The organism is Nocardioides sp. Arc9.136, from assembly GCF_030506255.1.
Lineage (GTDB): Bacteria > Actinomycetota > Actinomycetes > Propionibacteriales > Nocardioidaceae > Nocardioides.
This window is the reverse complement of record NZ_CP113431.1, coordinates 1,312,209-1,337,704: the sequence shown is the minus strand read 5'-3', so window position 1 is coordinate 1,337,704 and position 25,496 is coordinate 1,312,209. Positions and strand designations below refer to the sequence as shown.

Genomic DNA, 25,496 nt, shown 5'->3' with positions numbered 1-25,496 from the left:
TCGACGATACCCACCCGAGTGCACACATGTGCACCGATACGGGTCCACGGCTCTCCCGCGGGGCGGGCCCCGCGCGTGTTGGATGTGTCCGGTGCGCACCCCTCCTGCCCCAGAGCCGCGCCCGGCCAGCCCTCGCCCCGCGGCGGTCGGCCGCCTGCTGCAGCCCGGTCGGGTGCGGCACGAGGACATCGAGGCCCGGGTCGGCCGCCCCGACGGCGCGACGGTCGGCAGGGATCACGTGCGGGTGGCTCCCCTGCTCCACGTGTCGGACCTCCGCGGGAGGCGGACCGTCGCAGTCGGCCACGTGACGCTGGTCGTCCCCGAGGACGGCGGGGTGGCGTTCGACGTGGCGGCGGACTCCCTCTGGGTCCACGACGACGAGACGGGCGCGTTCGACGAGCTCCCGTGGGAGCGTGCCGACCACCTCGTCGCGGAGATCGGCGCCCTGCTGGCCGACGTTCCCGCGACCGCGCCCGCCGACCAGCGGGTGGCGGCGTGCGCGAAGACGGTCTGCGAGTCCTCCCGCAACGCGGTCGCGGACCTGCGCGAGTTCCGGTACGAGCTCGAGCTGGCCCTCGCGCGCAACAGCCTGGACGCGACCGGCGCCGGTCGGCAGGTCAAGGTCGTCGCCGCCCTCCTCCAGCTCGACATCATCGCGGGTCGAGCGGCGGACCAGGCCCGGGAGGCGGTCCGCGAGGGCCTGTGGCTCTACGTCGACGACGACGACGCCTACCACGCCCACCGCTCGCTCCACGACCCCTCGCTCGCCTCGGTCCGGCCCTCGGAGCAGACTTCCCTCTCCCGGCCGTGGATGCGGGTCCACGACGCCGCGGTCCGGCAGTGCACCGAGATGGGACGTCAGCTCGAGCAGGAGCACCTGGCGGTGTCGTCGCTCCTCGCCGCCGCGTCCAGCATCTCCGGCGCCCGGGAGGCCGAGGCGCAGGGACGCTTCAACGTGATGGTCGGCGTCGTGTCGATCTGCCTCGGCGTGCCGGCCCTCGTGCTGGGGCTCTACGGGGCGGACAGCGTGGTCCCCTTCGAGTCCTGGCGCCAGGTGTGGGCCTTCCTCCCGATCGCAGTCGTGCTCCTGGGCTCCCTCGCCATCGCGACGTTCTCGCCCGCGGGCAGCCCGGTGCGCCAGGGTCGCTGGCTGGTGGGGTCGCTGGTGCTCCTCGTGCTCACGCTGCTCGTCTTCGCGGGACTGGTCGTCCCCGCGGCGGACGGCTGAGCCGCGCCCCTACGCGACGACGGCGCCCCTCCGCGGAGGAGGGGCGCCGTCGTCGGGTGTGCGTGGGGGTCAGTCCTCCTTGGAGGACTCCTCCTCGGCCGGGGCCTCGGCGGTCTCCTCGGTCGCGGCGTCGTCGCCGGTCTCCTCGGTGATCTCCATGATGGTGCCGTCGGGCTGCAGGTTCTTCAGCTCGACCACGTTGCCCGAGGCGTCCTTGACGACCGCGGTCTCCACGATCGTCGCGAGCGCCTTGCCGCGCAGGATCTCCTGCACGAGCTCGGGGATGTGGTTGTGCTCGAACATGTGGTTCGCGAACTCCTGCGGGTTCTGGCCCGACTGCTGGGCGCGCCGCACGAGGTGCTGGGAGAGCTCGTTCTGGTCGACGCCGAGCTCCTCCTTCTTCGCGATCTCGTCGAGGAGGAACTGCGCGGCGACCGCGTCGCGGACCCGGCGGTCGAGGTCGGCCTCGAACTCCTCCTGGGTCTGGCCCTCGTCCTCGAGGTACTTGTCCATCGTGATGCCGGCGAACGCGAGCTGCTGCTCGATGTTCTGGCGACGGGCGTTGAGCTCGTCGGCGACGATGCTCTCCGGCAGCGGCACCTCCACCTTCTCCAGCAGCGACTCGAGGACCGCGTCGCGGGCCTCGGCCGCCTGCTCCAGGCGCTTGCCACGGCCGAGCCGCTCGCGCACGTCGGCGGTGAGCTCGTCGATGGTGTCGAACTCCGAGGCGAGCTGGGCGAACTCGTCGTCGTACTCCGGCAGCTCCTGCTGCTGGACCTGGGTGACCTTGACCTGGACCTCGACCTCCTGGCCGACCAGGTCGCCGCCGACGAGGGCGGTGGTGAAGGTCTTCTCCTCGCCGGCGGCCATGCCGGTCAGGGCCTCGTCGAGCCCGTCGATCATGCCGCCACGGCCGACCTGGTAGCTCATGCCGCTGACCTCGGCGCCGTCGACGACCTCGCCGTCCTGGGTGGCGCGCAGGTCGAGCACGACGAAGTCGTCCTCGACCGCGGGGCGCTCGACGTCGACCAGGGTCGCGAAGCGCTCACGCAGGGCCTTGACCTGCTCCTCGACGTCCTCGTCGCTGATCTCGACGTCGTCCACGGAGGCCTCGAGGCCCTCGTAGGAGGGCAGCTCGATCTCGGGACGGATGTCGACCTCGGCGGTGAACTCGAGGGTCTCGTTGTCCTCGAACTTCGTGACCTCGATCTCCGGCTGCGCGAGCGGGCTCAGCGAGTTCTCCTCGAGCGCCGCGACGTACTTCTTGGGCAGCACGTCGTTGATCGCCTCGTCGAGGACGGCGCCGCGCCCGACCTGGCGGTCGATGACCATCGGGGGCACCTTGCCCCGGCGGAAGCCGGGGACGTTGATCTGCTGAGCGATCTTCTTGTACGCCGCGTCGAGGCTCGGCTTGAGCTCCTCGAAGGGCACCTCGACGGTCAGCTTGGCCCGGGTCGGGCTCAAGGTCTCGACGGCGCTCTTCACAGGTTGTCTCCTGTCAATCGTTGTCTCGGCTCACCGGTCGGTGAGGGTGGTGTGGTGCGTCGGGGCGACAGGACTCGAACCTGCGGTCTCCTGCTCCCAAAGCAGGCGCGCTAGCCACTACGCTACGCCCCGCCAAGAGGCCCGCCGGAGGTCCGGCCGGCTCCTGAGAGCGGATGACGGGAATCGAACCCGCGTAGCCAGTTTGGAAGACTGGGGCTCTACCATTGAGCTACATCCGCGCGCCGTCGTCAGGGCATGCGAGCACGCCTGAGTCCTGCTCGGGTCATCGTGCCACACCCCCGAGCGGCGCTCCCAAACGCCCTCCGCCCCCGCAGGGCCACGATCCGGCGCCGGAGGTCAGCGCCGGTTGACCACGACCATCGCCCGGTCGTCGTCGCGCGACCCGACCGCGGCCACGAGCCGGTCGGCCGCCCCGCGGAAGTCCCCGCGCAGCAGCCCCTCGGCCTCGCCGAGCATCCGGTCGATGCCGAGCTCGATGTCGCGGCGCGGCTCCTCGACCATGCCGTCGGTGTAGAGCAGGAGGGCGTCGCCGGCGCGGAGCACGCCCTCGGCGGCGAGGAAGTCGGCGTCGTCCATCAGGCCGAGGATCGGGCCCTCGCTGGTCAGCACCGACCAGCGCCCGCTGCCGGCGGCGCGGACGACGGCCGGGGGGTGGCCGGCGGTGCGGACGGCGTACGCGCCGGTGACCAGGTCGAGGGAGAGGTGCACGGCGGTGGCGAAGCCCTCCTCCCAGTCCTGCTGGAGCAGGTAGCCGTTGGCGGCGGGCAGGAACTGCTCGGGCGGCAGCGCGCCGAGCAGGCCGCCGAAGGCACCGGAGAGCATCAGCGCGCGCGTGCCGGCCTGCTCCCCCTTGCCCGAGACGTCGACGACGACGAGCTCGAGGCGGTCGGTGCCGTGCGGACGGATGGCGACGACGAAGTCCCCCGCGAACGGCGTCCCGCCCGCCGACCGCAGCGCGGTCTCGACCTGCCACTGCTCGGGCAGCCGCGGGACCCCGCCCTGGTTGAGGATCCGGTCGCGCAGGTCGACGAGCATCGACTCCCCCAGCAGGTTCGCGACACCGAGGCGCGAGCGGCGGAAGGAGGTGAGGAGCACGACGAACCCGAGCGCAAACTGCACGCCGACCGAGCCGACGATGCGCACCGTGATGTCCGGCTGGACCGCGAGCGAGAGGGTCAGCAGCAGCATCATCGTGATGACGAACCACGGCAGCGTGCGCGGGCCCAGCACCAGGCTGCCCAGCAGCAGCGGCAGCATCAGGGTGTTGAGCGGCATGTCGGCCGGGAACGCCGCCACCAGGCCGGTCAGGACGACCCCGAGCAGGACCAGCCCGAGGGCCCAGCGGTTCTCCAGCGGCACCCGCCGGCGGAGCACCGAGGCGTACCCGTGCCGGCGCACGCGGAGGCGCCGCGCGCCGTACGCAGCCGTCATGGTCGCCTCGCCGGGTGTCGTCGGGTGCCTGCCGGGCACCTGCGCGTCCAGCCGGTCCGGACCGTCTCCGCAGGTGGGAGCGGGTTCACTGTACGGCGCGGGAGCGGAACGTCGGCTGGCAACGCGGGCACCAGAACAGGTTGCGTCCCTGGAGCACCTCGGTGCGGACCTTCGCGCCGCACACGTGGCAGGGCTGGCCGTGGCGGCGGTAGACGTACACCTCGCCGCCGTGGTCGTCCTTGCGCGGCGGGCGGCCCATCGCCTCGGGTGTGTGCTCGGGCCGGACGGTGTCGATCCGGCCGGTGCGCACGCCCTCGGCCATCAGCACCACCAGGTCGTCCCACATCGCGCGCCACTGCGCCGGCCGCAGGGTGCTGCCCGGCCGCAGCGGGTGCATGCGGTGCCGGTAGAGCACCTCCGCGCGGTAGACGTTGCCGACGCCGGCGAGCACGGTCTGGTCCATCAGCAGGCCGCCGATGGGCGCCCGGCTGCGGCGGATGCGCTGCCAGGCCCGGTCGGGGTCGGCGTCGGGCCGGATCGGGTCGGGTCCGGACCGGTCGACGACCAGGTCCCGCTGGGCGAGGGTCACCAGCTCGCAGGTCGTGGCGCCGCGCAGGTCGGCGTACGCCCTGCCGTCGGTGCGCACGATGCGCATCCGGACCTGCCCGACCGGGTCGGGCACGTCCTCGACCCCGGTGTGCACGTCGAGCTTGCCGTAGAGGCCCAGGTGCACGTGGACGAAGCGGTCCCCGGGGAAGGCGACGAACAGGTGCTTGCCCCAGGCCTCGGCGCCCTCGAGCACCTGGCCGTCGACCAGCGCCGCGGACTCCGCGAACCGGCCCTGCGGGCTGCCGACGCGCACCGGGCTCCCGGCGTACGCGTCGGTGACCTCCAGCGCGAGCCGGTGGAGGGTGTGTCCCTCGGGCATCGCGGCCCGGTCAGCCCTGCTCGTGGCCGCGCGCCGACTCCGGCAGCGGCGGGAGCTCGCGGGTGGTCTCGTACGACGCCAGCTGGCCGATCCGGCGCACGTGGCGCTCGTCGCCGGTGAAGTCGGTGCCGAGGAAGACCTCGACGAAGCGGGTCATGTCCTCCAGGGAGTGCATCCGGCCGCCGACGGAGACGACGTTGGCGTCGTTGTGCTCCCGGGCCAGCACCGCGGTCTCCTCGGACCAGACCAGCGCGCAGCGGACGCCGATGACCTTGTTGGCCGCCATCTGCTCGCCGTTGCCCGAGCCGCCGACGACCACGCCGAGGGCCGGCGTACCGGCCGCCTGGTCCGCGGCGACGCCCTCGGCCGCCCGGAGGCAGAACACGGGGTAGTCGTCGAGGGCGTCGTGGACGAAGGGGCCGTGGTCGACCGGGTCGTGGCCGTGCTCGCGCAGCCAGGCCACCAGGTGGTCCTTGAGCTCGAGGCCGGCATGGTCGGAGCCGAGGTGCACGCGCATGGGCCCGATCCTCTCAGGGGACGTGCTGGCGCAGGAACCCGGCCACCTGGCCCATCAGGGCCTCGGCCGCCGGGAACACGGTGGGGTGGCGCCAGAAGCCGTGCAGCTGCCCCTGGTAGCGCGTGGCGACCACCTCGACCCCCTCCTCGGCCAGGCGGAGCGCGAGCTGCTCGCCCTCGTCGCGGAGCGGGTCGTGCTCGGCGGTCACCACCAGGGTCGGCGGCAGCGTGCCGAGCCGGTCCGAGCGCAGCGGCGCGAGGTCTGGGTGCTCGAGGTCGGCCGGCGCGGCGGCGTACTGCTCCCAGTACCAGGACGCCTCGCGGGGGTCGAAGCCGTCGGCGGCGGTCCGGTAGGAGTCCGCCCCGGCGGTGGGGTCGAGGAAGGGGTAGACCAGCACCGCTGCCGCGAAGACCCCGGGGTGGCGCAGCGCGGCGACCAGCGCGAGGTTGCCGCCGGCGCTGTCGCCGTGCGCGACGAACGGACCCGCCTCGTGCGCCTGCAGCCACCGCACCGCCGACGAGACGTCGTCCGGCGCGGCGGGGAAGCGGTGCTCGGGCGGGCGGCGGTAGTCGACGCTCAGCACCGACAGGCCGGTGCGGTTGGCCAGCCGCCGGGCCGAGGCGTCGTGGACCTCGACGTCGTGGAAGACGAAGCCGCCGCCGTGTGCGTGGAGGACGACGCCCGGGCGCGCGCCGGCCGGCCGGTAGAGCCGGCACGGGACGCCGTCGGCGTCGACGTCACGGACCTCCGCGACGTCCTCGCGGGGCTCGGCCATCGCCGTCGCCCGGGCCTGGGCCCGCTCGGCGTCGAGGTCGTGCTCGTCGGACCACACCGGCGGCCCCGACGGCTGCTCGAGCGCGCGACGGGACTCGGGGAACAGCACGGCGGCGCCCCGGTCAGCGCTGCATCAGCGCGTCGAGGCCGACGGCGATCGCCGCGGCGACGCGGAAGTCGACGCGCTGGTCGGGGACGTGCACGGTGTACTTGTCGCGCACCGAACCCTGCCGCTCGACGCCGAGCAGCGGCTGGCCGTCGGCGGAGACGAAGTCGAAGTGGATCGGCAGGAACGGGATGTCGGTGAACCGGCGGATCAGCGCGACCGCCTGGCTCCGCTCCTGCCCGGTCCCCTGGTAGCCGGGACCCTCCACGTGGAACGTCGAGCGCAGCAGGCTGGCGCCGAAGTCCTTGCGGAAGAACCCGATCTGCTGGCCCGCCTCGTCGGTGATGTCGTAGCCCGCGTTGAGGTCGATCTTCTTGCGCGCCTTGAACGCGAAGACCGGACGGCTCTTGGATGCGTCGCTGAAGAACGTCACCTGCTCCTTGAACGCCATCCGCTTCTGCTCCGCGAAGCCGTACATCTGGCCGAAGGACCCGTCGGGGTTCGCGGCGTACAGCTCGTAGCGGTTGGTCGTCATCGCGAACTTCTGCTTGACGAAGAAGGTCGGCAGGTACATCTCGGCGCTCATGCGCCGCAGCCTAGGGGCAGGCGACGCTCACGCGCCGCCGTTGTCGCCGCCCAGCGAGCCGGGCGAGGTCGGCTCCTCGTCGGCGGGAGCGCCGGTGGGTCCGGCGGCGCCCTCCTCGGCGAAGCTGACCGGGTGGCCCGAGCGCACGGCGTGGGCCACCTCCCGGACCCAGCGGTCGTCGTCGAGCGCCATGCCCGCCTGCGCCATCTCGCGGCGCAGGGTGTCCTCGACGTCGATCGAGGCGTCCTCGGTGTACGCCGTCGCGGTGGCGTCCACGGCGCGCTGGGTCGCCACGCGGAGCTGGGCCTCGTCGATGGGTTCGCTCGTCATGACCGACCCGTACCCACCTGGGGCCGGTCCGAGAGCCGCCTGGGAGCCGGCCTGGTTCTCACTCCCCCGTGAGGCGGGCGAGCTCCTCCTCGACGACCGAGGTGTCGAGCTTGGTGAAGACCGGGGTCGGCTTGGCCACGGGGGTCCCGACGACCACCGGGCGTCGCTCCCACCGGGGCGCGGTGGAGTAGTCGCCGGTGATGACGGGGTACGGCGCGCCGCCGTCGAGGTCCTCGACGTCCTCGAGCCGCGGCATCGGCGCCACGTCGCCGGCACCGCCGAGGGCGGCGTCGACCAGGTTGGCCGAGAACGGCAGGAACGGTGCGAGCACGAGGTTGAGGTCGGCGACGCACTGCGCCATGACGTGCAGGATGGTCGCGAGCCGCTCGCGCTGGTCCTCGCCCTTGAGCTTCCAGGGCTCGGAGTCCGAGACGTACTTGTTGACCTCGGCGACCGCGCGCATGGCCTCACCGATCGCCTGCTTCTGGCGGTGCCGGCCGATCAGGTCGCCGACCGTGCCGAACGCCGCCTCGACGACGGCCAGGACGGCCTCGTCCTCGGGCGCCAGCTCGCCGGCGGCGGGGATCTCCCCGAAGTTCTTGGCCACCAGGTTCGCCGTGCGGTTGACCAGGTTGCCCCAGCCGGCGACCAGCTCGTCGTTGGTGCGGCGCACGAACTCCGCCCAGGTGAAGTCGGCGTCCTGGTTCTCCGGGCCGGCGGCCGCCACGAAGTACCGGAACGCGTCGGGCTGGTAGCGGCTCAGCAGGTCGCGGACGTAGATGACGACCTTCTTGGAGGAGGAGAACTTCTTCCCCTCCATGGTCAGGAACTCCGAGGAGACGACCTCGGTGGGCAGGTTCAGCACGCCGTACTCGCGCGGCTCGCCGCCCTTGTCCCCCCGGCCGGCGTACGCGAGCAGCTCCGCGGGCCAGATCTGGGAGTGGAAGGTGATGTTGTCCTTGCCCATGAAGTAGTACGACAGGGCCTCGGGGTCGTTCCACCACTGGCGCCACGCCTCCGGGTCGCCGGTGCGCCGCGCCCACTCGATCGACGCCGAGAGGTAGCCGATGACGGCGTCGAACCACACGTAGAGCTTCTTGGTGGGGTTCTCCCGCCAGCCGTCCAGCGGCACTGCGATGCCCCAGTCGATGTCGCGCGTCATCGCGCGCGGCCGGATCTCCTTGAGGATGTTCTGGCTGAACCGGATGACGTTCGGCCGCCACAGGCCGGTCGCCGCGCGCTCGTCGAGCCAGGCGCCGAGGGCGTCGGCGAGCGCCGGGAGGTCCAGGAAGAAGTGCTGGGTCTCCACGAACTCCGGGGTCTCGCCGTTGATCCGCGAGACGGGGTTCTTCAGGTCGGCGGGGTCGAGCTGGTTGCCGCAGTTGTCGCACTGGTCGCCGCGCGCCCCGTCGTACCCGCAGATCGGGCAGGTGCCCTCGATGTAGCGGTCGGGCAGGGTGCGGCCGGTCGACGGGGAGATGGCGCCGTACGTCGTCTGCTCGACGAAGTAGCCGTTCTCGTAGACCCCGAGGAACAGCTCCTGGACCACCGCGTGGTGGTTGCGCGTCGTGGTGCGCGTGTAGAGGTCGTAGGAGACCCCGAGCGCGGTGAGGTCCTCGGCGATGATCCGGTGGTTGCGGTCGGCGAGCTCCTGCGGCGACACGCCGGCCTCGTCGGCTGCGATGAGGATCGGGGTGCCGTGCTCGTCGGTCCCGGAGACCATGAGGACGTCGTGCCCGGCCATCCGCATGTAGCGGCTGAAGACGTCGGAGGGCACACCGAAACCGGCGACGTGGCCGATGTGGCGCGGGCCGTTGGCGTACGGCCAGGCGACGGCGGACAGGACTCGACTCATGGGGCCGATCCTAGGGTCGCGGTCCGCTCGCGCCTGCGCCGGTGCGGGCCGCGGACGGCGCTAGCGTGATCCGCATGACGCTCATCGCCGAGGACCTCCTCCTCCTGCTGCTCGACGACGAGAAGGGCACCGTCGCCGCGAGCACCTACCTGCAGACCGCGCTCGGCGGCGCGCTGCTTGTGGAGCTGGCGCTCGCCGGGGCCGTCGAGGTCGAGGACAAGCGCGGCTTCTGGCACTCCGCGAAGGTGCGCCCGGCGCCGGCCGCCGCCCCGCAGGACCCGTTGCTCGCCGCGGCCCTGGCGACGGTCGCCGAGAAGGAGCGCGGCGCGCAGGACCTGGTCAACCGGCTCGGCAAGGGCGTCAAGGACGACCTCTTCGCGAGCCTGGAGCGCCGCGGGATGGTCGAGCAGCGCACCGACAAGGTGCTGGGGCTGTTCCCCCGCCGGACCTGGCCCGCGGTCGACTCCACCCACGAGGACGCCGTGCGGCGCGCGCTCACCGCCGCGCTGGTCTCCGGCGCCGAGCCCGACGAGCGCACCCGCGCGCTGGTGGCGCTGCTCGACGCCCTGGGCCGCGCCCACAAGACCGTCGACCACCAGGGCATGTCGGGCGGCGAGGTGCGCAAGCGCGCGAAGGCGCTGGCCGACGGCGACTGGGCGGCCAAGGCGGTCAAGGACGCGATCGCCGCCTCCACCGCGGCGATGACCGCGGCGGTCGCGGCCGGAGGGGCCGCGACCGCCGGGTCGAGCTAGCCGGGTCGAGCCAGCCGGGTCCGGCTAGCTGAAGTCGAGCTCGGCGTTGCGCGAGCGCTTGAGCTCGAAGAAGTAGGGGTAGCCCGCGAGCAGGACGGCGCCGTCCCAGACCTTGCCGGCCTCCTCGCCCTTGGGGATCGAGGACAGCACCGGCCCGAAGAACGCGGTGCCCTCGATGGCGATGGTCGGGGTGCCGACCTCGTCGCCGACCTGGTCCATGCCGAGGTGGTGGGACTTCTTGATCGCCTCGTCGTAGGAGGAGTCGTCCATCGCGTCGGCCAGCGAGGTCGGCAGGCCGGCCTCCTCGAGGGCGGACTCGATGACCTCGCGGGTGAGGTCCTGGCCCTCGTTGTGCCGGCGGGTGCCCAGCGCGGTGTACAGCGGCAGGAGCACCTCCTTGCCGTGGGCCTGCTCGGCGGCCATGACGACCCGCACGGGCTGCCAGGCGGTCTTGAGGAACTCGCGGTACTCCTCGGGGATGTCCTTGTCCTGGTTGAGGTAGGCCAGGGACATCAGGTGCCAGGTGACGGAGATGTCGCGGACCTTCTCGACCTCGAGGATCCAGCGCGAGGTGATCCAGGCGAACGGGCAGGCGGGGTCGAACCAGAAGTCGGCGTTGGTGGTCATGGCTGCAGTCAACACCGGCCGGCCGACGGGTGTTCCGCGGCTCACCCGGCCGCTGGGTCAGCGGGTGAGCAGGTGCAGCACCAGGCCGAGCAGGGCGCAGGCCCCGAGTGTGCGCAGCACCGACCAGCGCAGGCGCAGGACGAGGACCAGCGCCACCGCGGTCACGAGCACCGCCTGCCAGGACCACGACGACCACACGGGCAGCTCCAGCCCGAGGTGGTCCAGCCCGACGTGCCGGGTGTCGGCGAAGAGGGTGTGCACCGCGAAGAACAGCGCCAGGTTCGCGATCACCCCGACGACCGCCGCGGTCACCCCGGCCAGCGCCGCCGACAGGGACGCGCTGCCCCGCAGCCGCTCGACGTACGGCGCGCCGAGGTAGATGAAGAGGAAGCACGGCACGAAGGTGACCCACACCGTGAGCAGCGAGGCCAGGACGGCCGCCAGCCACGGGTCGAGACCGCCGGGGTCGCGGTAGGCGCCGAGGAACGCGACGAACTGCACGACCATGATCAACGGGCCCGGGGTCGCCTCCGCGAGCGCCAGCCCGCGCGCCATCTCCCCCGCGCCCAGCCAGCCGTAGGTCTCCACGGCCGCCTGCGCGACGTAGGACAGCACCGCGTAGGCGCCGCCGAAGGTCACCAGCGCCATGCCGCCGAAGAACAGGCCCTGGTCGGTGTAGACGCTCGACCGGCCACCGGCGAGCGCCCATGCCGCCACGACCGGGAGCACCCACAGCACGACGCCGACGACGAGCACGACCAGGTTGCGGCGCCACGAGGGCGGGGCGGTGTGGAGCGCGTCGTCGGGCACGAGCGGCGGCGGGCCGTCGGCCGCCTCGTCCTCCCGCGGCCGGGCGAACGCCGGCACCCGCCGCCCGACCAGCCAGCCGACCAGGCCCGCACCGAGCACCACCACGGGGAACGGCACGTCGAGCACCGCCAGGCACAGGAACGCCGCCACCGTCAGCGCGACCAGCGCCGGGTGCCGCAGCGAGCGGCCACCGATCCGCAGCACCGCCTGGAGCACGACGGCGACGACCGCGGGCGCGAGACCGAGGAACAGCCCCGTGACGACCACGCTGTCGCCCTGCGCGACGTAGAGCCACGACAGCGCCAGGAGCGCGACGACGCCGGGGAGGACGAACAGCACCCCGGCCACCAGTCCGCCGAGCCAGCCGTTGAGCAGCCACCCGGTGTAGATCGCGAGCTGCTGGGCCTCCGGCCCCGGCAGCAGCATGCAGTAGCTCAGCGCGTGGAGGAATCGCCGCTCGCCGAGCCAGCGACGCTCGTCGACCAGCTCGCGCTGCATCACCGCGATCTGGCCGGCCGGCCCCCCGAAGGTCTGCAGGGAGATGCGGAACCACGCGGCCGTCGCCTCCCGGAGGGGGACGACCTGCGACTCGCGCCGGCCCGGTGCTCGACTCACGGACGGATCGTGGCAGACGCCGGGGCCGGCGTCAGCGCACGACCACCGTGGTGGTCGCCCGGCTGCTGCGGACCAGCGAGGTGCCGGCGTACACGACGGTGACCTGGTGGCGACCCGCCCTGACCTTTGCGACCACGACCCGTGCCCGGCCACCCACGACCGTCGCGGTCACCGTCCGGCCGCCGACCTTGACCTTGACCGGACCACCGGGTCCGCTGAGGCCCGGGGCGCTGACGTCGACCACGACCACCGCCCTGCCGGCCCTGCCCGTCGCGCGGACCGCCAGCGAGGAGGTGGTCGCCACGCTGCCCTCGGTGCGGACGGTGCTCGTCGCGCTCCGGTAGTGCGGGGCGGCGAGGTCCACGCGCAGCGACATCCGGTGCCCGGCGTCCTCGGGGGTGAGCACGTAGGTCGGGCCGGTGCCGACCGGCGTGCCGTCGCGCAGCCAGGTCCGCGTGACCTCGGCGTCGGCCGGGGAGAACCGGCCGTCCACGGCCGTCAGCGTCCGCCCCACGCGCGGCACGCCGCGGACCCGGAACTGGTCGGTCACCTCGATGGTGCCGGCGATGACCTTCGGGGTGGGCGCCGCCTCGACGACGGCTTTGGTGTAGCCGGCCGACCTCGCCGTGACCCGCGCCGACACGGCCGCGCCGATCTGCTCCTGGCCGAGCTCCAGCGACCACCCGGTCGCGCCGGCGATCGGCCGGCCGTCGGCCAGCCACTGCACGGCCTGCTTCTCCGGGGCGGGGGTGAACGTCGGCTGCGAGACGGTGAGGGTCTGGTCGACCTCCGCGGTGCCGCTGATGGCCGGCGCGGGCCCGGGCTCCAGCGCGCCCGGCGCGACGGCGGGGGCGACCGGGGAGGTCGCCGACGCCGCGGCGTACCCCTTGCGCTGGGCGGTGACCCGAACGGCGAGCTGGGTGCCCTTGAGGGCGGGCGTGGGGGTGAACGTCGAGCTCGTGGCACCGGCGACCGGCTTGCCACCGGCCAGCCACTGGTAGGAGTACGTCGCCGTCGGCTGCCACGCCCCGGCGTCCGCGGTCACCGGCCGGCCCACGGTCGGGGTGCCGACGACGGCCGGCGGCGCGTCGTTGACGACCACGCGGTCGTTGAAGTGGATGAAGCCGCTGGGCCAGCTGCCGCCGGACTTGGTGATCCGCCGCCAGTGGAAGTCGCCGCGCCAGCTGTCCTCGGACACCACGATCTCGGAGGCGGAGACGACCTGCTCGACGTAGGCGACGTGGCCGACCGACCCGGCGCCGCCGGTGTTGGCCTTCCACCACGCGACGGCACCGACCATGGGGGTGGCGTCGGTGATCGACGCCATCGCCCGGCCCCAGTTCTCGGCGTTGCCGCCGCCGGACCACGGTCGGTCGTCCGGCATGCCGCTCTTGACCATCCGGTAGGCGACGTAGTTGGTGCAGTTGTGCCCCGCGTACATCCGCCAGTACATCTTCGAGCCGGCGGCCTCGTAGCCGGCGTTGGAGTAGCCCGCCTGGCGGCACCCCTGGTAGCCGGTGCAGAGGTACGTCGAGGCGGCCGCGGCCGGCGCGACCGGCACCACGACGAGCCCGGCGACCAGGCCGAGGAGGGTGCTGACGAGCAGCACGAGGGCCGCGGCGGGACGCCGGACCGGGGAGGTCTGCGGCGCACGGGACGGCTGTGACTGCTGGGGCACAGCGGCACTCTAGTGAAAGATGTCAAGCACCGACACGCGAGTCGGGAAACTTTTCTTCCGGCGCTGCTCGGGCGCCTGCACCGCCCCTGCGAGCCGGTGGCAGGATCCTCCCATGCCTGGAACCAACCTCACCCGGGACGAGGCCGCCACCCGCGCAGCCCTCCTGGACGTCACGTCGTACGCCATCGACCTCGACCTCACGGCCGCCACCGCGGCCGAGCACACCGGCACCTTCGGCTCGACCACCACGATCGCGTTCACCTGCCGCGAGCCCGGCGCGGAGACCTTCGCCGACCTCGTCGACGCCGAGGTCCACGAGATCACGCTGAACGGCGAGCCCCTGGACCCCGCCACCGCGTACGCCGACAGCCGGATCGCCCTGCCCGGGCTCCAGGCCGAGAACGTGCTGGTCGTCCGTGCCGACTGCACCTACTCCCACACCGGGGAGGGCCTGCACCGGTTCGTCGACCCGACCGACGACCGGGTCTACCTCTACTCCCAGTTCGAGGTCCCCGACGCGCGCCGGGTGTTCACCACCTTCGAGCAGCCCGACCTCAAGGCGCCCTTCACCTTCACCGTCACCGCGCCCTCCCACTGGGTCGTGGTGTCGAACTCCCCCACGCCCGAGCCGCGCGCCGTCGACGGCGACGCCGGCGCGGCCGTCTGGGCCTTCGCGCCGACCCAGCCGATGTCGACGTACATCACCGCGATCGTGGCCGGCGAGTACCACGCCGAGCACGACGTCTACGAGGGCAAGCACGGGTCGATCCCGCTCGGCCACTACTGCCGCCAGTCGCTGGTCGAGCACATGGACACCGCCGAGCTGGTCAAGATCACCAAGCAGAGCTTCGAGTTCTTCGAGGAGAAGTTCGACTTCCCCTACCCCTTCGGCAAGTACGACCAGCTCTACGTGCCGGAGTACAACATGGGCGCGATGGAGAACGCCGGCTGCGTGACGCTGCGCGACGAGTACCTCCCCCGCAGCCGCCAGCCGCGCTCGTTCTACGAGTTCCGCACCTCGGTCATCACCCACGAGATGGCGCACATGTGGTTCGGCGACCTGGTGACGATGAAGTGGTGGGACGACCTCTGGCTCAACGAGTCCTTCGCCGAGTGGGCCTGCTACTGGTGCGAGGCCGAGGCGACCGAGTTCACCGACGCCTGGACCGGCTTCGCCAACGCGCGAAAGCAGACCGGCTACCGCGCCGACCAGCTGCCCTCGACCCACCCGATCGCGGCCGACAACGTCGACCTGCACGCGGTCGAGGTCAACTTCGACATGATCACCTACGCCAAGGGCGCGTCGGTGCTCAAGCAGCTCGTCGCCTGGGTCGGCCTCGACCCGTTCGTCGCGGGCCTGCGGCAGTACTTCAAGGACCACGCCTTCGGGAACGCCACCTTCGCCGACCTGCTCGCCGCGCTCGAGAGGTCCTCGGGCCGTGAGCTCGGCGGCTGGGCGCAGGAGTGGCTGCAGACCGCCGGCGTCAACACCCTCGCGCCGCGCTTCGAGCTCGACGGCCAGGGCCGCTACACGTCGTTCTCCGTCGAGCAGAGCGCCCACCCCGACCAGCCCACCCTGCGCCGGCACCGCCTCGGCATCGGCCTCTACGACGAGGTCGGCGGCCGGCTCGTGCGCCGCGAGTACGTCGAGGTCGACGTCGAGGGCGCCTCGACCGCCGTCGAGGAGCTGGTGGGCCGCGAGCAGCCGGCACTGCTGCTGCTCAACGACGAGGACCACGCCTACGCCAAGATCCGCCTCGACGAGCGGTCGCTGGCCACCGTCGTCTCCGGGCTCTCCAGGCTCGAGGACTCCCTCCCCCGCGCGCTCGCGTGGGGCGCCGCCTGGGACATGACCCGCGACGGCGAGATGCGCACGACGGACTGGGTGCGCCTGGTGCTGGCCAACATCGGCCAGGAGACCGACGCGTGGGGCGTCACGCGGATCCCCGCCTCGACCGCGCTGGCCGTGGAGTTCTACTCCGACCCGGCGGGCCGCCCGGCTCTGAAGGCCGAGTGGGAGTCGGGCCTGCGCGAGCTGCTGCTCGCCGCGGAGCCCGGCAGCGACCACCAGCTCACCTTCGTCCGCTCCTACGCGCTCGCCGCGCACGGCGAGCAGGCCGTCGCCGACCTGCGAGGGCTGCTCGACGGCTCCTTCACCGTCGAGGGCCTCAGCGTGGACCAGGACCTGCGCTGGGAGCTGGTGAAGAACCTGGCCCGCACGGGCGCGATCGGCGAGGCGGAGATCGACGCCGAGCTCGACCGCGACCCGACCAACGCCGGCAAGGAGAAGGCCGCCGCCGCCCGCGTCGCGCAGCCGACGGCCGCGGCCAAGGAGGCCGGCTGGGCGGCGGTCATGGACCCGGCCACGCCCAACGAGACGTCGCGGGAGATGGTCTTCTCGATCTTCCGGTTCGGCCAGGAGGACGTCCTCGCGCCGTACCTCGAGAAGTACCTGGAGGCCGCGGACACCGCGATCGACCTCCTCGGCTTCCACAAGGGCTCGGTCGTCCTGGAGTACGGCTTCCCGAAGGCGCTCGCCTCCGCGGAGACCGTCGCCCGGCTCGACGCCTGGCTCGCCGACAACGACGCCCCCACGGGCGCCCAGCGCTACGTCGGCGAGGCCCGCGCCGAGGTCGTCCGCGCCCTGGCCGCCCAGGAGCGCGACGCCCGCGCCTGACGGTCCGGCCCGGTACGCGACGACGGCCGGTCTCCCCTCGGGGAGGCCGGCCGTCGTCGTACGTCGGGGCGTCGGGCGCTGCCCGGGTCAGGCCTCGGGCGCGTGCAGGGTCTGGGGCGAGCGGGCGTGGTCGGCGAGCATCTGGATGCCCCGGACCAGGCCGCCGACGAGGTCGTCCTCGGCGAAGGCCTGCTGCATGTGCAGCGCGACCAGCTCGACCTCCTTGTCGGTCAGCGAGCGGCGCACCCAGCCGCCGGTGACGATCTCCAGCGTGCGTGCGCCGGGGTCGACCATCACCAGGATGCTCCGGGCCGGCGCGACGAGCGAGTTGTGCAGCTGCGTGGCGAACGGCCTGGCCGGCCCCTCGGCATGGCCGATGAAGACGGAGAACTCGACCCTCGAGTGACGCTCGGCCGCGCGGATCGCCTCGTCGAGGCGGGTCCGCTGGGCCGGGGTCAGGGGTTCACCAGCGGGCACTGGCGCCACCGGCCTGCGAGTCGTCGCCGTCAGGACCGGCGAGCTCGGCGGTGGACTTGCGCGGGCCGCCGATCCACTGGTCCTCGGCGGTGGCCGTGCCGGGGGCGACGCGCTCGCCGCGCACCATGGCGGGGACGTAGACGAGCAGCCAGATGAGGACGAAGAGCAGCAGCGGGACGCCGCCCAGCAGGAGCAGCGCGTGCAGCGTGTTGACCGGGTCCGGGTCCGACCAGCCCTCGGGCACGTCGGCGCTCGCGGGGGCGGCCAGCGCGACACCGGCGGTCAGGACGACGAGGAGGCCGGTGAGGAGCGCGGCGGCCCGACGGAGGGAGGAGAACGTGGCGGTCACGGAGGCAGGATATCGGCACCCCTCGGCGACCTCGGAGGCCCGTCCGGTCGGATGGCTCACACCGGTCGTCCGAGGCTTCGGCGGGCCCGTGCGGACCTGTTAGACATGGTCCCCATGTTCTCCGCCACCGCCGCCCCCTGCGAGGAGGGCGAGCAGACCTGCGAGGTCGCGCTGGACCTCTTCGGCAACGACACCGTGGCCCAGGTCGCCGACGTCATCATCGGCAAGCCGCTGGCCGTCACCGTGCTCCTGGTGCTCGGCCTCCTCGTGCGCTGGGCGCTGCACAAGGTCGTCGACCGGCTGGTCGCCAGTGCCGAGGACGGCGTGCTCCCCGACCGGGTGACCCGCCTCCCGAAGCGCGGCAAGGCCGTCCATGCCGTCGCGGCCCGCGACGCCGCCACCCAGACCCGCCGGGTGCAGCGCGCCAAGACCATGGGCGACCTGCTCAAGAGCGTGATCACCGGCATCCTGGTGGCGATCGTCGGCACCATGGTCCTCAGCGAGCTGGGCGTCAACATCGCCCCGATCATCGCCAGCGCCGGCATCGTCGGCGTCGCGCTCGGCTTCGGCGCCCAGTCGCTGGTCAAGGACTTCCTGTCCGGCATCTTCATGATCTTCGAGGACCAGTACGGCGTCGGCGACGTCGTGGACGTGGGCGAGGCCACCGGCACCATCGAGGCGGTCAGCCTCCGGGTGACGCGGCTGCGCGACCTCAACGGCACCGTCTGGTACGTCCCCAACGGGGAGATCCTCCGCGTCGGCAACATGAGCCAGAACTGGTCCCGCGCCGTCGTGGACGTCAACGTCGCCTACGGCGAGGACCTGGTCCGGGTCCAGGAGGTGCTGCGCGACGTCAGCCACGGCATGTGGGAGGACGACGACTTCCGCAACGTGGTCATCGAGGAGCCCGAGGTGACCGGCGTGGAGGTGCTCGCGGCCGACTCGGTCACCCTGCGGGTGATGGTCAAGACCGCGCCGATGGAGCAGTGGGGCGTGGCCCGCGAGCTGCGCCAGCGGATCAAGGCCCGCTTCGACCACGAGGGCATCGAGATCCCGTTCGCCCAGCGCGTGGTGTGGCACCGCGACGACGAGAAGGCCCAGCCGCCGGTCGCCGCGGACGCCGACGCCGCGGGCGCGGACGCCACCGAGAAGGTCTGACCCCGCACCCGACACCGAGCACGACAGCGGCCCGCCCGGATCACCGGGCGGGCCGCTGTGCGTCGTACGGCGTGGAGCCGGTCAGCCCTTGAGCGAGGCGTCCAGCGTGATCGTCGTGCCGGCCAGCGCCTGGCTGACCGGGCAGCCCTCCTTGGCGCCGTTCGCGGCCTCGACGAACTGCTCCTCGGTGACGCCCTCGACGGTGCCGACCACGGTGAGCTTGATGCCCGTGATGCCGGTGCCGGGGGTCAGCTCGACCTCGGCGCTGGTCTCGAGCGTGGTCGGCGGGGTGCCGGCCTTGGAGAGGGCGGCGGAGAGCGCCATGGAGAAGCACGAGGAGTGCGCCGCGGCGATGAGCTCCTCGGGGCTGGTCTTCCCGTTCGCCGACTCGGCCCGGGAGGGCCAGGAGACGTCGAAGGTCCCCACGCCGGAGGACTGGAGCTCCACGGAGCCGGAGCCCTCCTGGAGCGAGCCCTGCCAGGTGGTCTGCGCGGTGCGCGTCGTTGCCATGCGTCGATCACTCCTGTGACTTGTCGTCGGTGGGCGGGCCGGGAGGCCCGTTCGTCGCGAGTCTCGCACGCGGATTCAACGGGCTGGACGGCCGTCGGCAGAATGGACGTGTGACCACGTTCTACGAGGAGATCGGCGGCTTCGAGACGTTCCGGAGGATCGTCGCGAAGTTCTACGAGGGCGTGGCGACCGACGAGGTGCTGCGCCCGATGTACCCCGAGGAGGACCTCGGCCCGGCCGAGGAGCGCTTCCTGCTGTTCCTCGTGCAGTACTGGGGCGGTCCCACGACGTACTCCGAGACCCGCGGCCACCCCCGCCTGCGGATGCGGCACGCGCCGTTCCAGGTGACGCCGGAGTCGCGCGACCACTGGCTTCGGCACTTCCGCGCCGGGCTCGACTCGGTCGACCTCACCCCGGAGCAGGACGCGCAGTTCTGGGAGTACGTCACCCATGCCGCCCAGTTCATGGTCAACACCCTCGACGAGCCGCCTGCGGCGTCCTGAGGCTCAGCCGGTCGCGGCCCGGGTGAGGCCGTCCAGGTCGTCGGCCAGCACCGGTCGCACGTCGCCGTTGGACCCGACCCAGCCGACCCCCGGCTCGTAGCGGCGCACCACCCGCGCCGGGTTGCCCGCCACCACGGCGTGGTCCTCGACCACCCCGCGGACGATCGACCCGGCCGCCACGACCACGTTGCGCCCCAGCCGCGTCCCGGGGAGCAGCACGGCGTGGTGCCCGATCCACGAGCCCGCCCCGACCACGACCGGGTCGGAGGCCCCGAACTGCGCCCCCACCGGCCGGTCCGGCACCTGGTAGCCGTGGCTCGCGTCCGTGACGAACACCCCCTGCCCGCAGAACACGTCGTCGCCGATCTCGATCGACTCGTGGGCCGTGATGCTCGTGCGGGCGCCGAGGATGCACCGGTCGCCGATCACCAGACCGCGCGGGGGCAGCACCTGCTCGCCGGTCCCCCACCCGACCGACAGCGTCACCTGCCGCCCGACCAGCGTCCCCGACCCCAGGTGGATCGAGCCGGCGCCGAGGATCGTCGCCGGCGGGAAGTCGATGCACGACCCGGCCCCGAAGCTCCCGAACTCGCGCGCCGCCCGGGTCCCCGGCACGATCTCCCCGGCCCGGTCCACCCACCTCCACCCGGCGTGGACGGCACGGTTGACCAGGCGGGCGATCGGGCTCACGCCCGGACCCTAGCGTCGGGCGCCCGCCGGGAGCGGCCGTACGCAGCCGCGGGCCTGGCGCAGTGTCGCCGAGACCCCCGCCGCACTGCTGGTCGAGCAGCGAGCGCCAGCGAGCGTCGTCGAGACCCCACAACCCGCCGGAGCAACCAACCGGCGGGGCACAGGCACGCCCGCTGTAACGCCCGACGTGCCTGGCGACAAGTAGCGACGACCGGGCACTCCGCCCGGCTGGACCAGTGGTGCGCAGGCGCCGCGGTGGCGCTCCAGGCGTTACCGTTCTGCACGCGGACGGAGGCAGCGAGAGATGGCACGACCGAGCACGGAACGGTTGCGGGTGGATCCCCCCGACCTGCGACCCGACGACGCTCTGGTCGCGCGCCTGGCCTCGCTGGCCGCAGCGTCCGCACCGTCTCCCCGCACCCGGCGACCGGCGCGCATCCGCGCCGCGCTCGCCGTCGCCTCGGTCGCCGCCCTCGCGGGCAGCGGCGCTGCCATCGCCGCCGTCGTCGACCACGAGCGCTCGGCTCCCCCGGAGCCGCGGCCGACGCAGGAACCGGTCCAGCCGGACGTACCCAGCGCCCCGCCGGGCAGCTCCACGCCGACCGACGGGTCGGCGCCTTCCGGCGGGCCGTCGCGGAACCCCTCGCGGTCGCCGGGTGCGCCCGGCGCCTCGGGGCCCGCGACGCCCGGCTCGCCCGTCAGCACCTCCCCCGTGGGGCCGGGCGGGCCGGGCACCTCAACGGTCCCCTCCGCCGGATCGAGCACACCCGCCGGCGACACCGGTCCTGGGAACGCGAACGGTCCCGGCAACGGCAACGGGCCGGGCTACGGCCCCGGGAACAACCCCGGGCTCGGCCAGGGCCAGGGCGGCGGCCAGTCCAACGGCCAGGGCCCCGGTTCGGGCAACCCCGCCAACAACGGCAACGGCGGCAGCGGCAACCCGAGCGGCGGCAACGCCCAGGGTCCGGCGAACGGGCCTGGAACCGAGGTCGGGAACGGCGGCGGCGAGCCGGGCGGTGGCCAAGGCAACGGCCAGGGCGACACCAACGGCCAAGGCAACGCCAACGGGAACGGGCAGGGCAACGCCAACGGGCAGGGCAACGGCGGCAAGGGTGCCGGCAGCGGGGACCGCGGGTGGACTCAGACGACGAGCTGATCACCCGCGCCAAGGAAGGCGACCAGGACGCCTGGCGGAGGTTGTACGTCGACCACGCCGGGCGTCTCGTCGTGTGGTTGCAGACGCGTCCCTCCGGCGACTCGGCCATGGCCGCGGAGGACGTCGCCTCCGAGGCGTGGCTGACCGCGGCGGGCAAGATCCACGAGTTCACCGGCACCGGCGAGCAGTTCGCGGGGTGGCTGTTCGGCATCGCCCGCAACGTCGGCATGAACGCGCGCCGCAAGAGCGACCGGCGGCGCACCGACCCGACCGCCGACGAGCAGGTGCGGGAGGTCGCCGAGGCGCCGGAGACCTACCTGGTGGGCAAGGACTGGGTCCGCCAGGTGCTCGCCCAGCTCCCGCCGCGCGAGCGGGACGTCATCGGGTGCCTGGAGGTGGTCGGCCTCGACACCGAGGCGACGGCCCGGGCCCTCGACATCAGCGCGGTCGCCGTCCGGGTCGCCCGGCACCGGGGCCTGCGCCGACTGCGGGGCCTGGGCCTGCTCGACGGCCCTCCGCACCAGCCGGACGGGCCGGACCCGGCCGCCGGCGCGGCTCAGGCCAGCGCGGCGACCAACGCCTCACGGAACGGCGGCGGGGGCGGCGTCGGGCGCTGAGCCTCCCGGTCGACCACCACGATGGTCGTGTGCGCGCGGGCGAGCAGCGTGTCGCCGTCGGCCAGCTCGGACCGGACGTCGAACGACGTCGTGCCCACGCGCGAGATCCACGACCACGCGTCGTACGGCGCGGGCCGGTGCAGCACCGGCACGCGGTAGTCGACCTCCTTGCGGGCGACGACCAGCAGCGGCTGCTCCAGCGTCCGTCGCAGCTCGCCCCACAGCTGCTCGAAGTAGTGGATGCGCGCCTCCTGGAAGTACTCGAAGTACGTCACGTTGTTGACGTGGCGGTAGACGTCCACGTCGGAGAAGCGGACCTGCACGGGGTAGTGGCCGGCGCCCGCCGGCCGGGCGGCGACGGCCACCCGCGGGGACGCCTCGGCCGGCTCGAGGTAGACCGCCAGGCCGGCACGCTCCTCGGCGGTGAGCCGCCGCGGGCGCTCCTCGGCGAAGACGTACGGCGTCAGGACGGTCGCGGCCTGGAGGTAGACCGTGCGCGAGCCGTCCTCGTGCTCGTGGAAGACCTCGTAGGCGAGCGTGAACGTGGCGGCCCGCAGCTCGGTGACCCAGCACTCGACGAGCACCGGCCGGAAGTCGAAGAACAGCGGCGCCCGGTAGGTCACCTCGTTGCGCACGACGACCGCACCCTCGGCGAGCTCCTCGGCGTCGCGGGAGCGCCCGTGGGTGCGCAGCATGTCGACGCGCGCCTCCTGCAGGTAGTCGACGTAGACGACGTTGTTGACGTGGCCCAGCAGGTCCATGTCGCCCCAGCGGGTCGGGCACTCGTAGACGTGTCTCACACCGCAGATCCTTCCAGCCGGCGCTGATCTAGTCTGAGGCGGCACATCCCCCGAGATCGGAGTTCTGCATGCCCGAAGCCGTCATCGTCTCTGCCACCCGTTCGCCCATCGGCCGAGCGAACAAGGGCTCGCTGAAGGACATCCGCCCCGACGACCTGGCCGCCCAGGTCGTCAAGGCCGCCCTGGACAAGATCCCGGAGCTCGACCCCAGCACCGTCGACGACCTGTACCTCGGCTGTGGCCTGCCGGGCGGCGAGTCCGGCAACAACATGGCCAAGATCGTCAACGTCCTCAACGACATGGACGCCGTCCCGGGCGCGACCGTGACGCGCTACTGCGCCTCCTCGGTGCAGACCTCGCGGATGGCCTTCCACGCGATCAAGGCCGGCGAGGGCGACGTGTTCATCTCCGCCGGCGTCGAGACCGTGTCGCGCTTCGCGAAGGGCACCTCGGACCACTGGCCCGACACCCACAACCCGAAGTTCGAGGACGCGAAGGCCCGCACCAAGCAGATGGCCGAGGGCGGCGTCGACTGGCACGACCCGCGCGAGGACGGCGTCCTGCCCGACGTCTACATCGCCATGGGCCAGACCGCTGAGAACGTCGCGCGCCTGCGCGGCGTGACCCGCGAGGAGTCCGACCGGTACGCCGCGCGCTCGCAGAACCTCGCCGAGAAGGCCATCAAGGACGGCTTCTGGGCACGTGAGATCACGCCGATCACCACGCCCGACGGCACCGTGGTCTCGACCGACGACGGCCCCCGGGCCGGTGTCACCTTCGAGGCGCTCTCCGAGCTCAAGCCGGTCTTCCGCCCCGACGGCGTCGTGACCGCGGGCAACTGCTGCCCGCTCAACGACGGCGCCGCCGCCGTCGTGATGATGTCGGACACCAAGGCCGCCGAGCTCGGGATCACGCCGCTCGCGCGGATCGTCTCCACCGGCGTCTCGGGCCTCTCCCCGGAGATCATGGGCCTCGGCCCGGTCGAGGCGACCAAGCGGGCGCTGAAGCTCGCCGGGATGAGCATCAACGACATCGACCTGGTCGAGATCAACGAGGCGTTCGCCGCCCAGGTGATCCCGTCCTACCAGGAGCTCGGCATCGACCTGGACCGGCTCAGCGTGAACGGCGGCGCGATCGCCGTCGGCCACCCGTTCGGCATGACCGGTGCCCGGCTCCAGAACACCATGCTCAACAGCCTGGACTGGCACGACAAGACCACCGGCCTCATCACGCTCTGCGTCGGTGGCGGCCAGGGCATGGCCATGGTCCTCGAGCGGATCTGAGCACCCGCTCGTCGCTGGACCCCGCGAACGCCTGGCCACGGAATGTGGCCAGGCGTTCTGCTTGCCCGGCCACGCCGCTGGGCGCGGTCGTGCGCCACACCGATCCTGCAGCGGGTCCCGACGGGCGCGCCGGGATGCGGCCGACCGGCGTCCCGCCCGCCTAGAGTGACCCCGTGGCAGAGGCGACCGGACCGCAGTGGCTCGACGACCGGCAGCAGTGGGCGTGGCGGTCCCTGGTCATGGGGACGACCCTCCTCTTCGACCGGCTCGACGACGACCTGCGCGCCGGCTTCGACATCTCGCTGGTGGAGTACGAGATCCTGGTGCGGCTCTCCGAGCGGGACGGGCAGATGCGGATGGCGCAGCTCGCGGACGCGCTCGCGCACAGCCGCAGCCGGGTCACCCACACCGTCGCCCGGATGGAGAAGGCCGGCCTCGTGCGCCGCTCCAGCTCCCCCGAGGACGGTCGCGGCATCGTCTGCACCCTCACCGAGAAGGGCCTGGACCTGCTGCGCCGGGCCGCGCCCGTGCACGTGCAGGGCGTCCGCGACCACCTCGTCGACCTCGCGAGCGAGGACGACTTCGCCGCCCTCGGCCGGGTCATGGGCGCCGCGGCCGACCACCTCGTGACGGCCCACCCGGAGATGGAGATCCGCCAGCGCTGAGCCGCGGCCGGACCGGGCCGGACCCTCCCGGAGCGGGTCAGGCGCGGGTCAGGCGCCCTTGCCGACGCACGAGCTCGCGTACGACACCAGGTCGGCCGCGTCCCAGTGCGAGGGGTCCGCGTGGCCGCCCTTGACGTCCAGCACGCTGACGGCGACGTCGCGCGACTCCAGCTGCTGCACGAGCGGCTGGGTGTTCTCCTGCCACGGCACCCACTCGTCCTGCCGGGAGGACACCACGCGGTAGCGGGTCTCGCCCGGGAGCCGCTCGACGTTCTGGATCGGGTTGCGGTCGGCCGGGACCGACCCGCCGCCGTAGGCGCGCCGGATGTAGCCCGGACCGCCGGGGACCTGGTCCATCTGGGTCAGGTCGAGCGCCGGCTTCACGCCGTACCAGCAGGCCGGCGCCTTGACGCCGTGGGTGAGGGCGTTGAGCGCGATCGAGGCGCCCATCGAGCCCGAGACCCAGACGCGGGCCTTCGTGCCGACCTGCTTCTCGGCCCACTCCACGAGCAGCCGGGTGTCCTTGGTGGAGGCCTCGTTGCCCCACGACTGGGAGTGGAACTCCGAGGACGCGACCGCCCAGCCGTCGCGCCTCAGCGCGTCGAGCCACGGCCCGTCGACGCGGTCGTTGACGCCGCCCCCCTGGCCGTGGAACCAGATGACCAGGCCCTTCGGGTCGTCCCCGGGGACCGAGAGCCGCACCGACTGGCCGGCCAGGGTGCTGCGGATGGTGGTCGCCTGCTCCTCGGTGCCGCCGTCGGCACCCGAGCTGAGCAGGGGTGCGACGACGACGGCGGCCGCGACCCCCAGCGCGACCACCAGTGAGCTGACGACGGCAGAGCGCCGGATCCTCATGGGTCCTCCCCCC

General features: G+C 73.0%; 26 protein-coding genes and 2 tRNA genes. 9 read left to right on the top strand and 19 right to left on the bottom strand.

The annotated features are described in order from the left end of the window. Positions 1–91: 91 nt before the first annotated feature. Positions 92–1,228, top strand: a complete 1,137-nt coding sequence (locus tag OSR43_RS06490; RefSeq protein ID WP_302270373.1) for a hypothetical protein — start codon at positions 92–94, stop codon at positions 1,226–1,228. A gap of 69 nt (positions 1,229–1,297) precedes the next feature. On the opposite strand, the gene tig is transcribed toward OSR43_RS06490, so the two are convergent. From tig to metG, 10 genes are all read right to left on the bottom strand, one after another. Next, entirely contained in the window at positions 1,298–2,713 is a 1,416-nt protein-coding gene (gene tig / locus OSR43_RS06485) for a trigger factor (protein WP_302270372.1), read from the bottom strand. 59 nt (positions 2,714–2,772) lie between these two features. Continuing rightward, positions 2,773–2,845: transfer RNA gene (locus tag OSR43_RS06480), tRNA-Pro, on the bottom strand. A 36-nt stretch (positions 2,846–2,881) separates the two neighbouring features. Then, positions 2,882–2,952, bottom strand: a tRNA-Gly gene (locus tag OSR43_RS06475). A 118-nt stretch (positions 2,953–3,070) separates the two neighbouring features. Continuing rightward, positions 3,071–4,165, bottom strand: a complete 1,095-nt coding sequence (locus OSR43_RS06470; RefSeq protein WP_302270371.1) for a PP2C family protein-serine/threonine phosphatase — start codon at positions 4,163–4,165, stop codon at positions 3,071–3,073. An 85-nt stretch (positions 4,166–4,250) separates the two neighbouring features. Further along, positions 4,251–5,093: an Fpg/Nei family DNA glycosylase gene (locus OSR43_RS06465; protein ID WP_302270370.1), complete on the bottom strand. Its 843-nt coding sequence runs from the start codon at positions 5,091–5,093 to the stop codon at positions 4,251–4,253. A gap of 10 nt (positions 5,094–5,103) precedes the next feature. Then, on the bottom strand, positions 5,104–5,610 hold the full coding sequence (locus OSR43_RS06460) for a ribose-5-phosphate isomerase (RefSeq protein WP_302270368.1): 507 nt from the start codon (positions 5,608–5,610) through the stop codon (positions 5,104–5,106). A gap of 13 nt (positions 5,611–5,623) precedes the next feature. Next, positions 5,624–6,493, bottom strand: a complete 870-nt coding sequence (locus OSR43_RS06455) for an alpha/beta hydrolase (protein WP_302270367.1) — start codon at positions 6,491–6,493, stop codon at positions 5,624–5,626. A gap of 13 nt (positions 6,494–6,506) precedes the next feature. After that, positions 6,507–7,076: a hypothetical protein gene (locus OSR43_RS06450; protein WP_302270366.1), complete on the bottom strand. Its 570-nt coding sequence runs from the start codon at positions 7,074–7,076 to the stop codon at positions 6,507–6,509. A gap of 27 nt (positions 7,077–7,103) precedes the next feature. Beyond that, positions 7,104–7,406, bottom strand: coding sequence for a hypothetical protein (locus OSR43_RS06445; RefSeq protein WP_302270365.1), 303 nt, complete (start codon positions 7,404–7,406; stop codon positions 7,104–7,106). Positions 7,407–7,464: 58 nt separating this feature from the next. After that, positions 7,465–9,261 carry a methionine--tRNA ligase gene (gene metG / locus OSR43_RS06440; protein WP_302270364.1) on the bottom strand — a complete coding sequence of 599 codons (1,797 nt, stop codon included), beginning with the start codon at positions 9,259–9,261 and terminating at the stop codon, positions 7,465–7,467. A gap of 74 nt (positions 9,262–9,335) precedes the next feature. Between metG and OSR43_RS06435 the strand changes: the two genes are divergently transcribed. Further along, on the top strand, positions 9,336–10,013 hold the full coding sequence (locus OSR43_RS06435; RefSeq protein ID WP_302270363.1) for a GPP34 family phosphoprotein: 678 nt from the start codon (positions 9,336–9,338) through the stop codon (positions 10,011–10,013). A gap of 24 nt (positions 10,014–10,037) precedes the next feature. Here the strand turns inward: OSR43_RS06435 and OSR43_RS06430 are convergent, their stop codons facing one another. Genes OSR43_RS06430 through OSR43_RS06420 form a run of 3 tightly spaced genes read right to left on the bottom strand, consistent with a single transcriptional unit; the run spans position 10,038 to position 13,743 of the window. Beyond that, positions 10,038–10,640 carry a DsbA family protein gene (locus tag OSR43_RS06430; protein WP_302270362.1) on the bottom strand — a complete coding sequence of 201 codons (603 nt, stop codon included), beginning with the start codon at positions 10,638–10,640 and terminating at the stop codon, positions 10,038–10,040. A 57-nt stretch (positions 10,641–10,697) separates the two neighbouring features. Next, a complete protein-coding gene (gene chrA, locus OSR43_RS06425; RefSeq protein ID WP_302270361.1) occupies positions 10,698–12,065 on the bottom strand; it encodes a chromate efflux transporter in 1,368 nt (455 codons plus the stop codon). A gap of 31 nt (positions 12,066–12,096) precedes the next feature. Next, positions 12,097–13,743, bottom strand: a complete 1,647-nt coding sequence (locus OSR43_RS06420) for a CHAP domain-containing protein (protein WP_302270360.1) — start codon at positions 13,741–13,743, stop codon at positions 12,097–12,099. A gap of 112 nt (positions 13,744–13,855) precedes the next feature. On the opposite strand from OSR43_RS06420, the gene pepN reads away from it, so the two are divergent. Further along, positions 13,856–16,420 carry an aminopeptidase N gene (pepN, locus tag OSR43_RS06415; protein WP_302270359.1) on the top strand — a complete coding sequence of 855 codons (2,565 nt, stop codon included), beginning with the start codon at positions 13,856–13,858 and terminating at the stop codon, positions 16,418–16,420. A gap of 87 nt (positions 16,421–16,507) precedes the next feature. Here the strand turns inward: pepN and OSR43_RS06410 are convergent, their stop codons facing one another. Both OSR43_RS06410 and OSR43_RS06405 read right to left on the bottom strand, forming a co-directional pair. Further along, on the bottom strand, positions 16,508–16,897 hold the full coding sequence (locus OSR43_RS06410; protein ID WP_302270358.1) for a DUF5130 family protein: 390 nt from the start codon (positions 16,895–16,897) through the stop codon (positions 16,508–16,510). Next, complete coding sequence (locus OSR43_RS06405; RefSeq protein ID WP_302270357.1) at positions 16,884–17,246, bottom strand: hypothetical protein; 363 nt, start codon at positions 17,244–17,246, stop codon at positions 16,884–16,886. The genes OSR43_RS06410 and OSR43_RS06405 overlap by 14 nt, the downstream gene beginning before the upstream one ends. A gap of 114 nt (positions 17,247–17,360) precedes the next feature. On the opposite strand from OSR43_RS06405, the gene OSR43_RS06400 reads away from it, so the two are divergent. Continuing rightward, entirely contained in the window at positions 17,361–18,404 is a 1,044-nt protein-coding gene (locus OSR43_RS06400) for a mechanosensitive ion channel family protein (RefSeq protein WP_302270356.1), read from the top strand. An 81-nt stretch (positions 18,405–18,485) separates the two neighbouring features. Here OSR43_RS06400 and OSR43_RS06395 read toward each other — a convergent pair whose 3' ends face one another. After that, positions 18,486–18,914, bottom strand: a complete 429-nt coding sequence (locus tag OSR43_RS06395; protein WP_302270355.1) for an OsmC family peroxiredoxin — start codon at positions 18,912–18,914, stop codon at positions 18,486–18,488. 110 nt (positions 18,915–19,024) lie between these two features. On the opposite strand from OSR43_RS06395, the gene OSR43_RS06390 reads away from it, so the two are divergent. Next, positions 19,025–19,417: a globin gene (locus OSR43_RS06390; RefSeq protein WP_302270354.1), complete on the top strand. Its 393-nt coding sequence runs from the start codon at positions 19,025–19,027 to the stop codon at positions 19,415–19,417. 3 nt (positions 19,418–19,420) lie between these two features. Here OSR43_RS06390 and OSR43_RS06385 read toward each other — a convergent pair whose 3' ends face one another. Further along, positions 19,421–20,107, bottom strand: coding sequence for a DapH/DapD/GlmU-related protein (locus OSR43_RS06385; RefSeq protein ID WP_302270353.1), 687 nt, complete (start codon positions 20,105–20,107; stop codon positions 19,421–19,423). Between the two features lie 334 nt (positions 20,108–20,441). Between OSR43_RS06385 and OSR43_RS06380 the strand changes: the two genes are divergently transcribed. Together OSR43_RS06380 and OSR43_RS06375 are read left to right on the top strand one after the other, a co-directional pair. Beyond that, positions 20,442–21,263, top strand: coding sequence for a hypothetical protein (locus OSR43_RS06380; RefSeq protein WP_302270352.1), 822 nt, complete (start codon positions 20,442–20,444; stop codon positions 21,261–21,263). Continuing rightward, positions 21,242–21,880, top strand: coding sequence for an RNA polymerase sigma factor (locus tag OSR43_RS06375; protein ID WP_302270351.1), 639 nt, complete (start codon positions 21,242–21,244; stop codon positions 21,878–21,880). The genes OSR43_RS06380 and OSR43_RS06375 overlap by 22 nt, the downstream gene beginning before the upstream one ends. Here the strand turns inward: OSR43_RS06375 and OSR43_RS06370 are convergent. Next, positions 21,820–22,680 (bottom strand): thioesterase family protein, encoded by an 861-nt coding sequence (locus OSR43_RS06370; RefSeq protein WP_302270349.1) that lies wholly within the window; start codon positions 22,678–22,680, stop codon positions 21,820–21,822. The two genes, OSR43_RS06375 and OSR43_RS06370, sit on opposite strands and share 61 nt — an antisense overlap. A gap of 68 nt (positions 22,681–22,748) precedes the next feature. On the opposite strand from OSR43_RS06370, the gene OSR43_RS06365 reads away from it, so the two are divergent. Together OSR43_RS06365 and OSR43_RS06360 are read left to right on the top strand one after the other, a co-directional pair. Next, positions 22,749–23,963: an acetyl-CoA C-acetyltransferase gene (locus OSR43_RS06365; RefSeq protein ID WP_302270347.1), complete on the top strand. Its 1,215-nt coding sequence runs from the start codon at positions 22,749–22,751 to the stop codon at positions 23,961–23,963. A gap of 173 nt (positions 23,964–24,136) precedes the next feature. Further along, on the top strand, positions 24,137–24,628 hold the full coding sequence (locus OSR43_RS06360) for a MarR family winged helix-turn-helix transcriptional regulator (RefSeq protein ID WP_302270346.1): 492 nt from the start codon (positions 24,137–24,139) through the stop codon (positions 24,626–24,628). A 48-nt stretch (positions 24,629–24,676) separates the two neighbouring features. Here the strand turns inward: OSR43_RS06360 and OSR43_RS06355 are convergent, their stop codons facing one another. Further along, positions 24,677–25,483, bottom strand: a complete 807-nt coding sequence (locus OSR43_RS06355) for a S9 family peptidase (RefSeq protein ID WP_302270345.1) — start codon at positions 25,481–25,483, stop codon at positions 24,677–24,679. Positions 25,484–25,496 lie beyond the last annotated feature (13 nt).

Bases quoted from the DNA above. Each gene is read 5' to 3' on its own strand.
- OSR43_RS06470 (WP_302270371.1), bottom strand. From the start codon at position 4,165: ATGACGGCTGCGTACGGCGCGCGGCGCCTCCGCGTGCGCCGGCACGGG.
- OSR43_RS06465 (WP_302270370.1), bottom strand. From the start codon at position 5,093: ATGCCCGAGGGACACACCCTCCACCGGCTCGCGCTGGAGGTCACCGAC.
- OSR43_RS06460 (WP_302270368.1), bottom strand. From the start codon at position 5,610: ATGCGCGTGCACCTCGGCTCCGACCATGCCGGCCTCGAGCTCAAGGAC.
- OSR43_RS06450 (WP_302270366.1), bottom strand. From the start codon at position 7,076: ATGAGCGCCGAGATGTACCTGCCGACCTTCTTCGTCAAGCAGAAGTTC.
- OSR43_RS06445 (WP_302270365.1), bottom strand. From the start codon at position 7,406: ATGACGAGCGAACCCATCGACGAGGCCCAGCTCCGCGTGGCGACCCAG.
- metG (WP_302270364.1), bottom strand. From the start codon at position 9,261: ATGAGTCGAGTCCTGTCCGCCGTCGCCTGGCCGTACGCCAACGGCCCG.
- OSR43_RS06435 (WP_302270363.1), top strand. From the start codon at position 9,336: ATGACGCTCATCGCCGAGGACCTCCTCCTCCTGCTGCTCGACGACGAG.
- OSR43_RS06430 (WP_302270362.1), bottom strand. From the start codon at position 10,640: ATGACCACCAACGCCGACTTCTGGTTCGACCCCGCCTGCCCGTTCGCC.
- pepN (WP_302270359.1), top strand. From the start codon at position 13,856: ATGCCTGGAACCAACCTCACCCGGGACGAGGCCGCCACCCGCGCAGCC.
- OSR43_RS06400 (WP_302270356.1), top strand. From the start codon at position 17,361: ATGTTCTCCGCCACCGCCGCCCCCTGCGAGGAGGGCGAGCAGACCTGC.
- OSR43_RS06395 (WP_302270355.1), bottom strand. From the start codon at position 18,914: ATGGCAACGACGCGCACCGCGCAGACCACCTGGCAGGGCTCGCTCCAG.
- OSR43_RS06365 (WP_302270347.1), top strand. From the start codon at position 22,749: ATGCCCGAAGCCGTCATCGTCTCTGCCACCCGTTCGCCCATCGGCCGA.
- OSR43_RS06355 (WP_302270345.1), bottom strand. From the start codon at position 25,483: ATGAGGATCCGGCGCTCTGCCGTCGTCAGCTCACTGGTGGTCGCGCTG.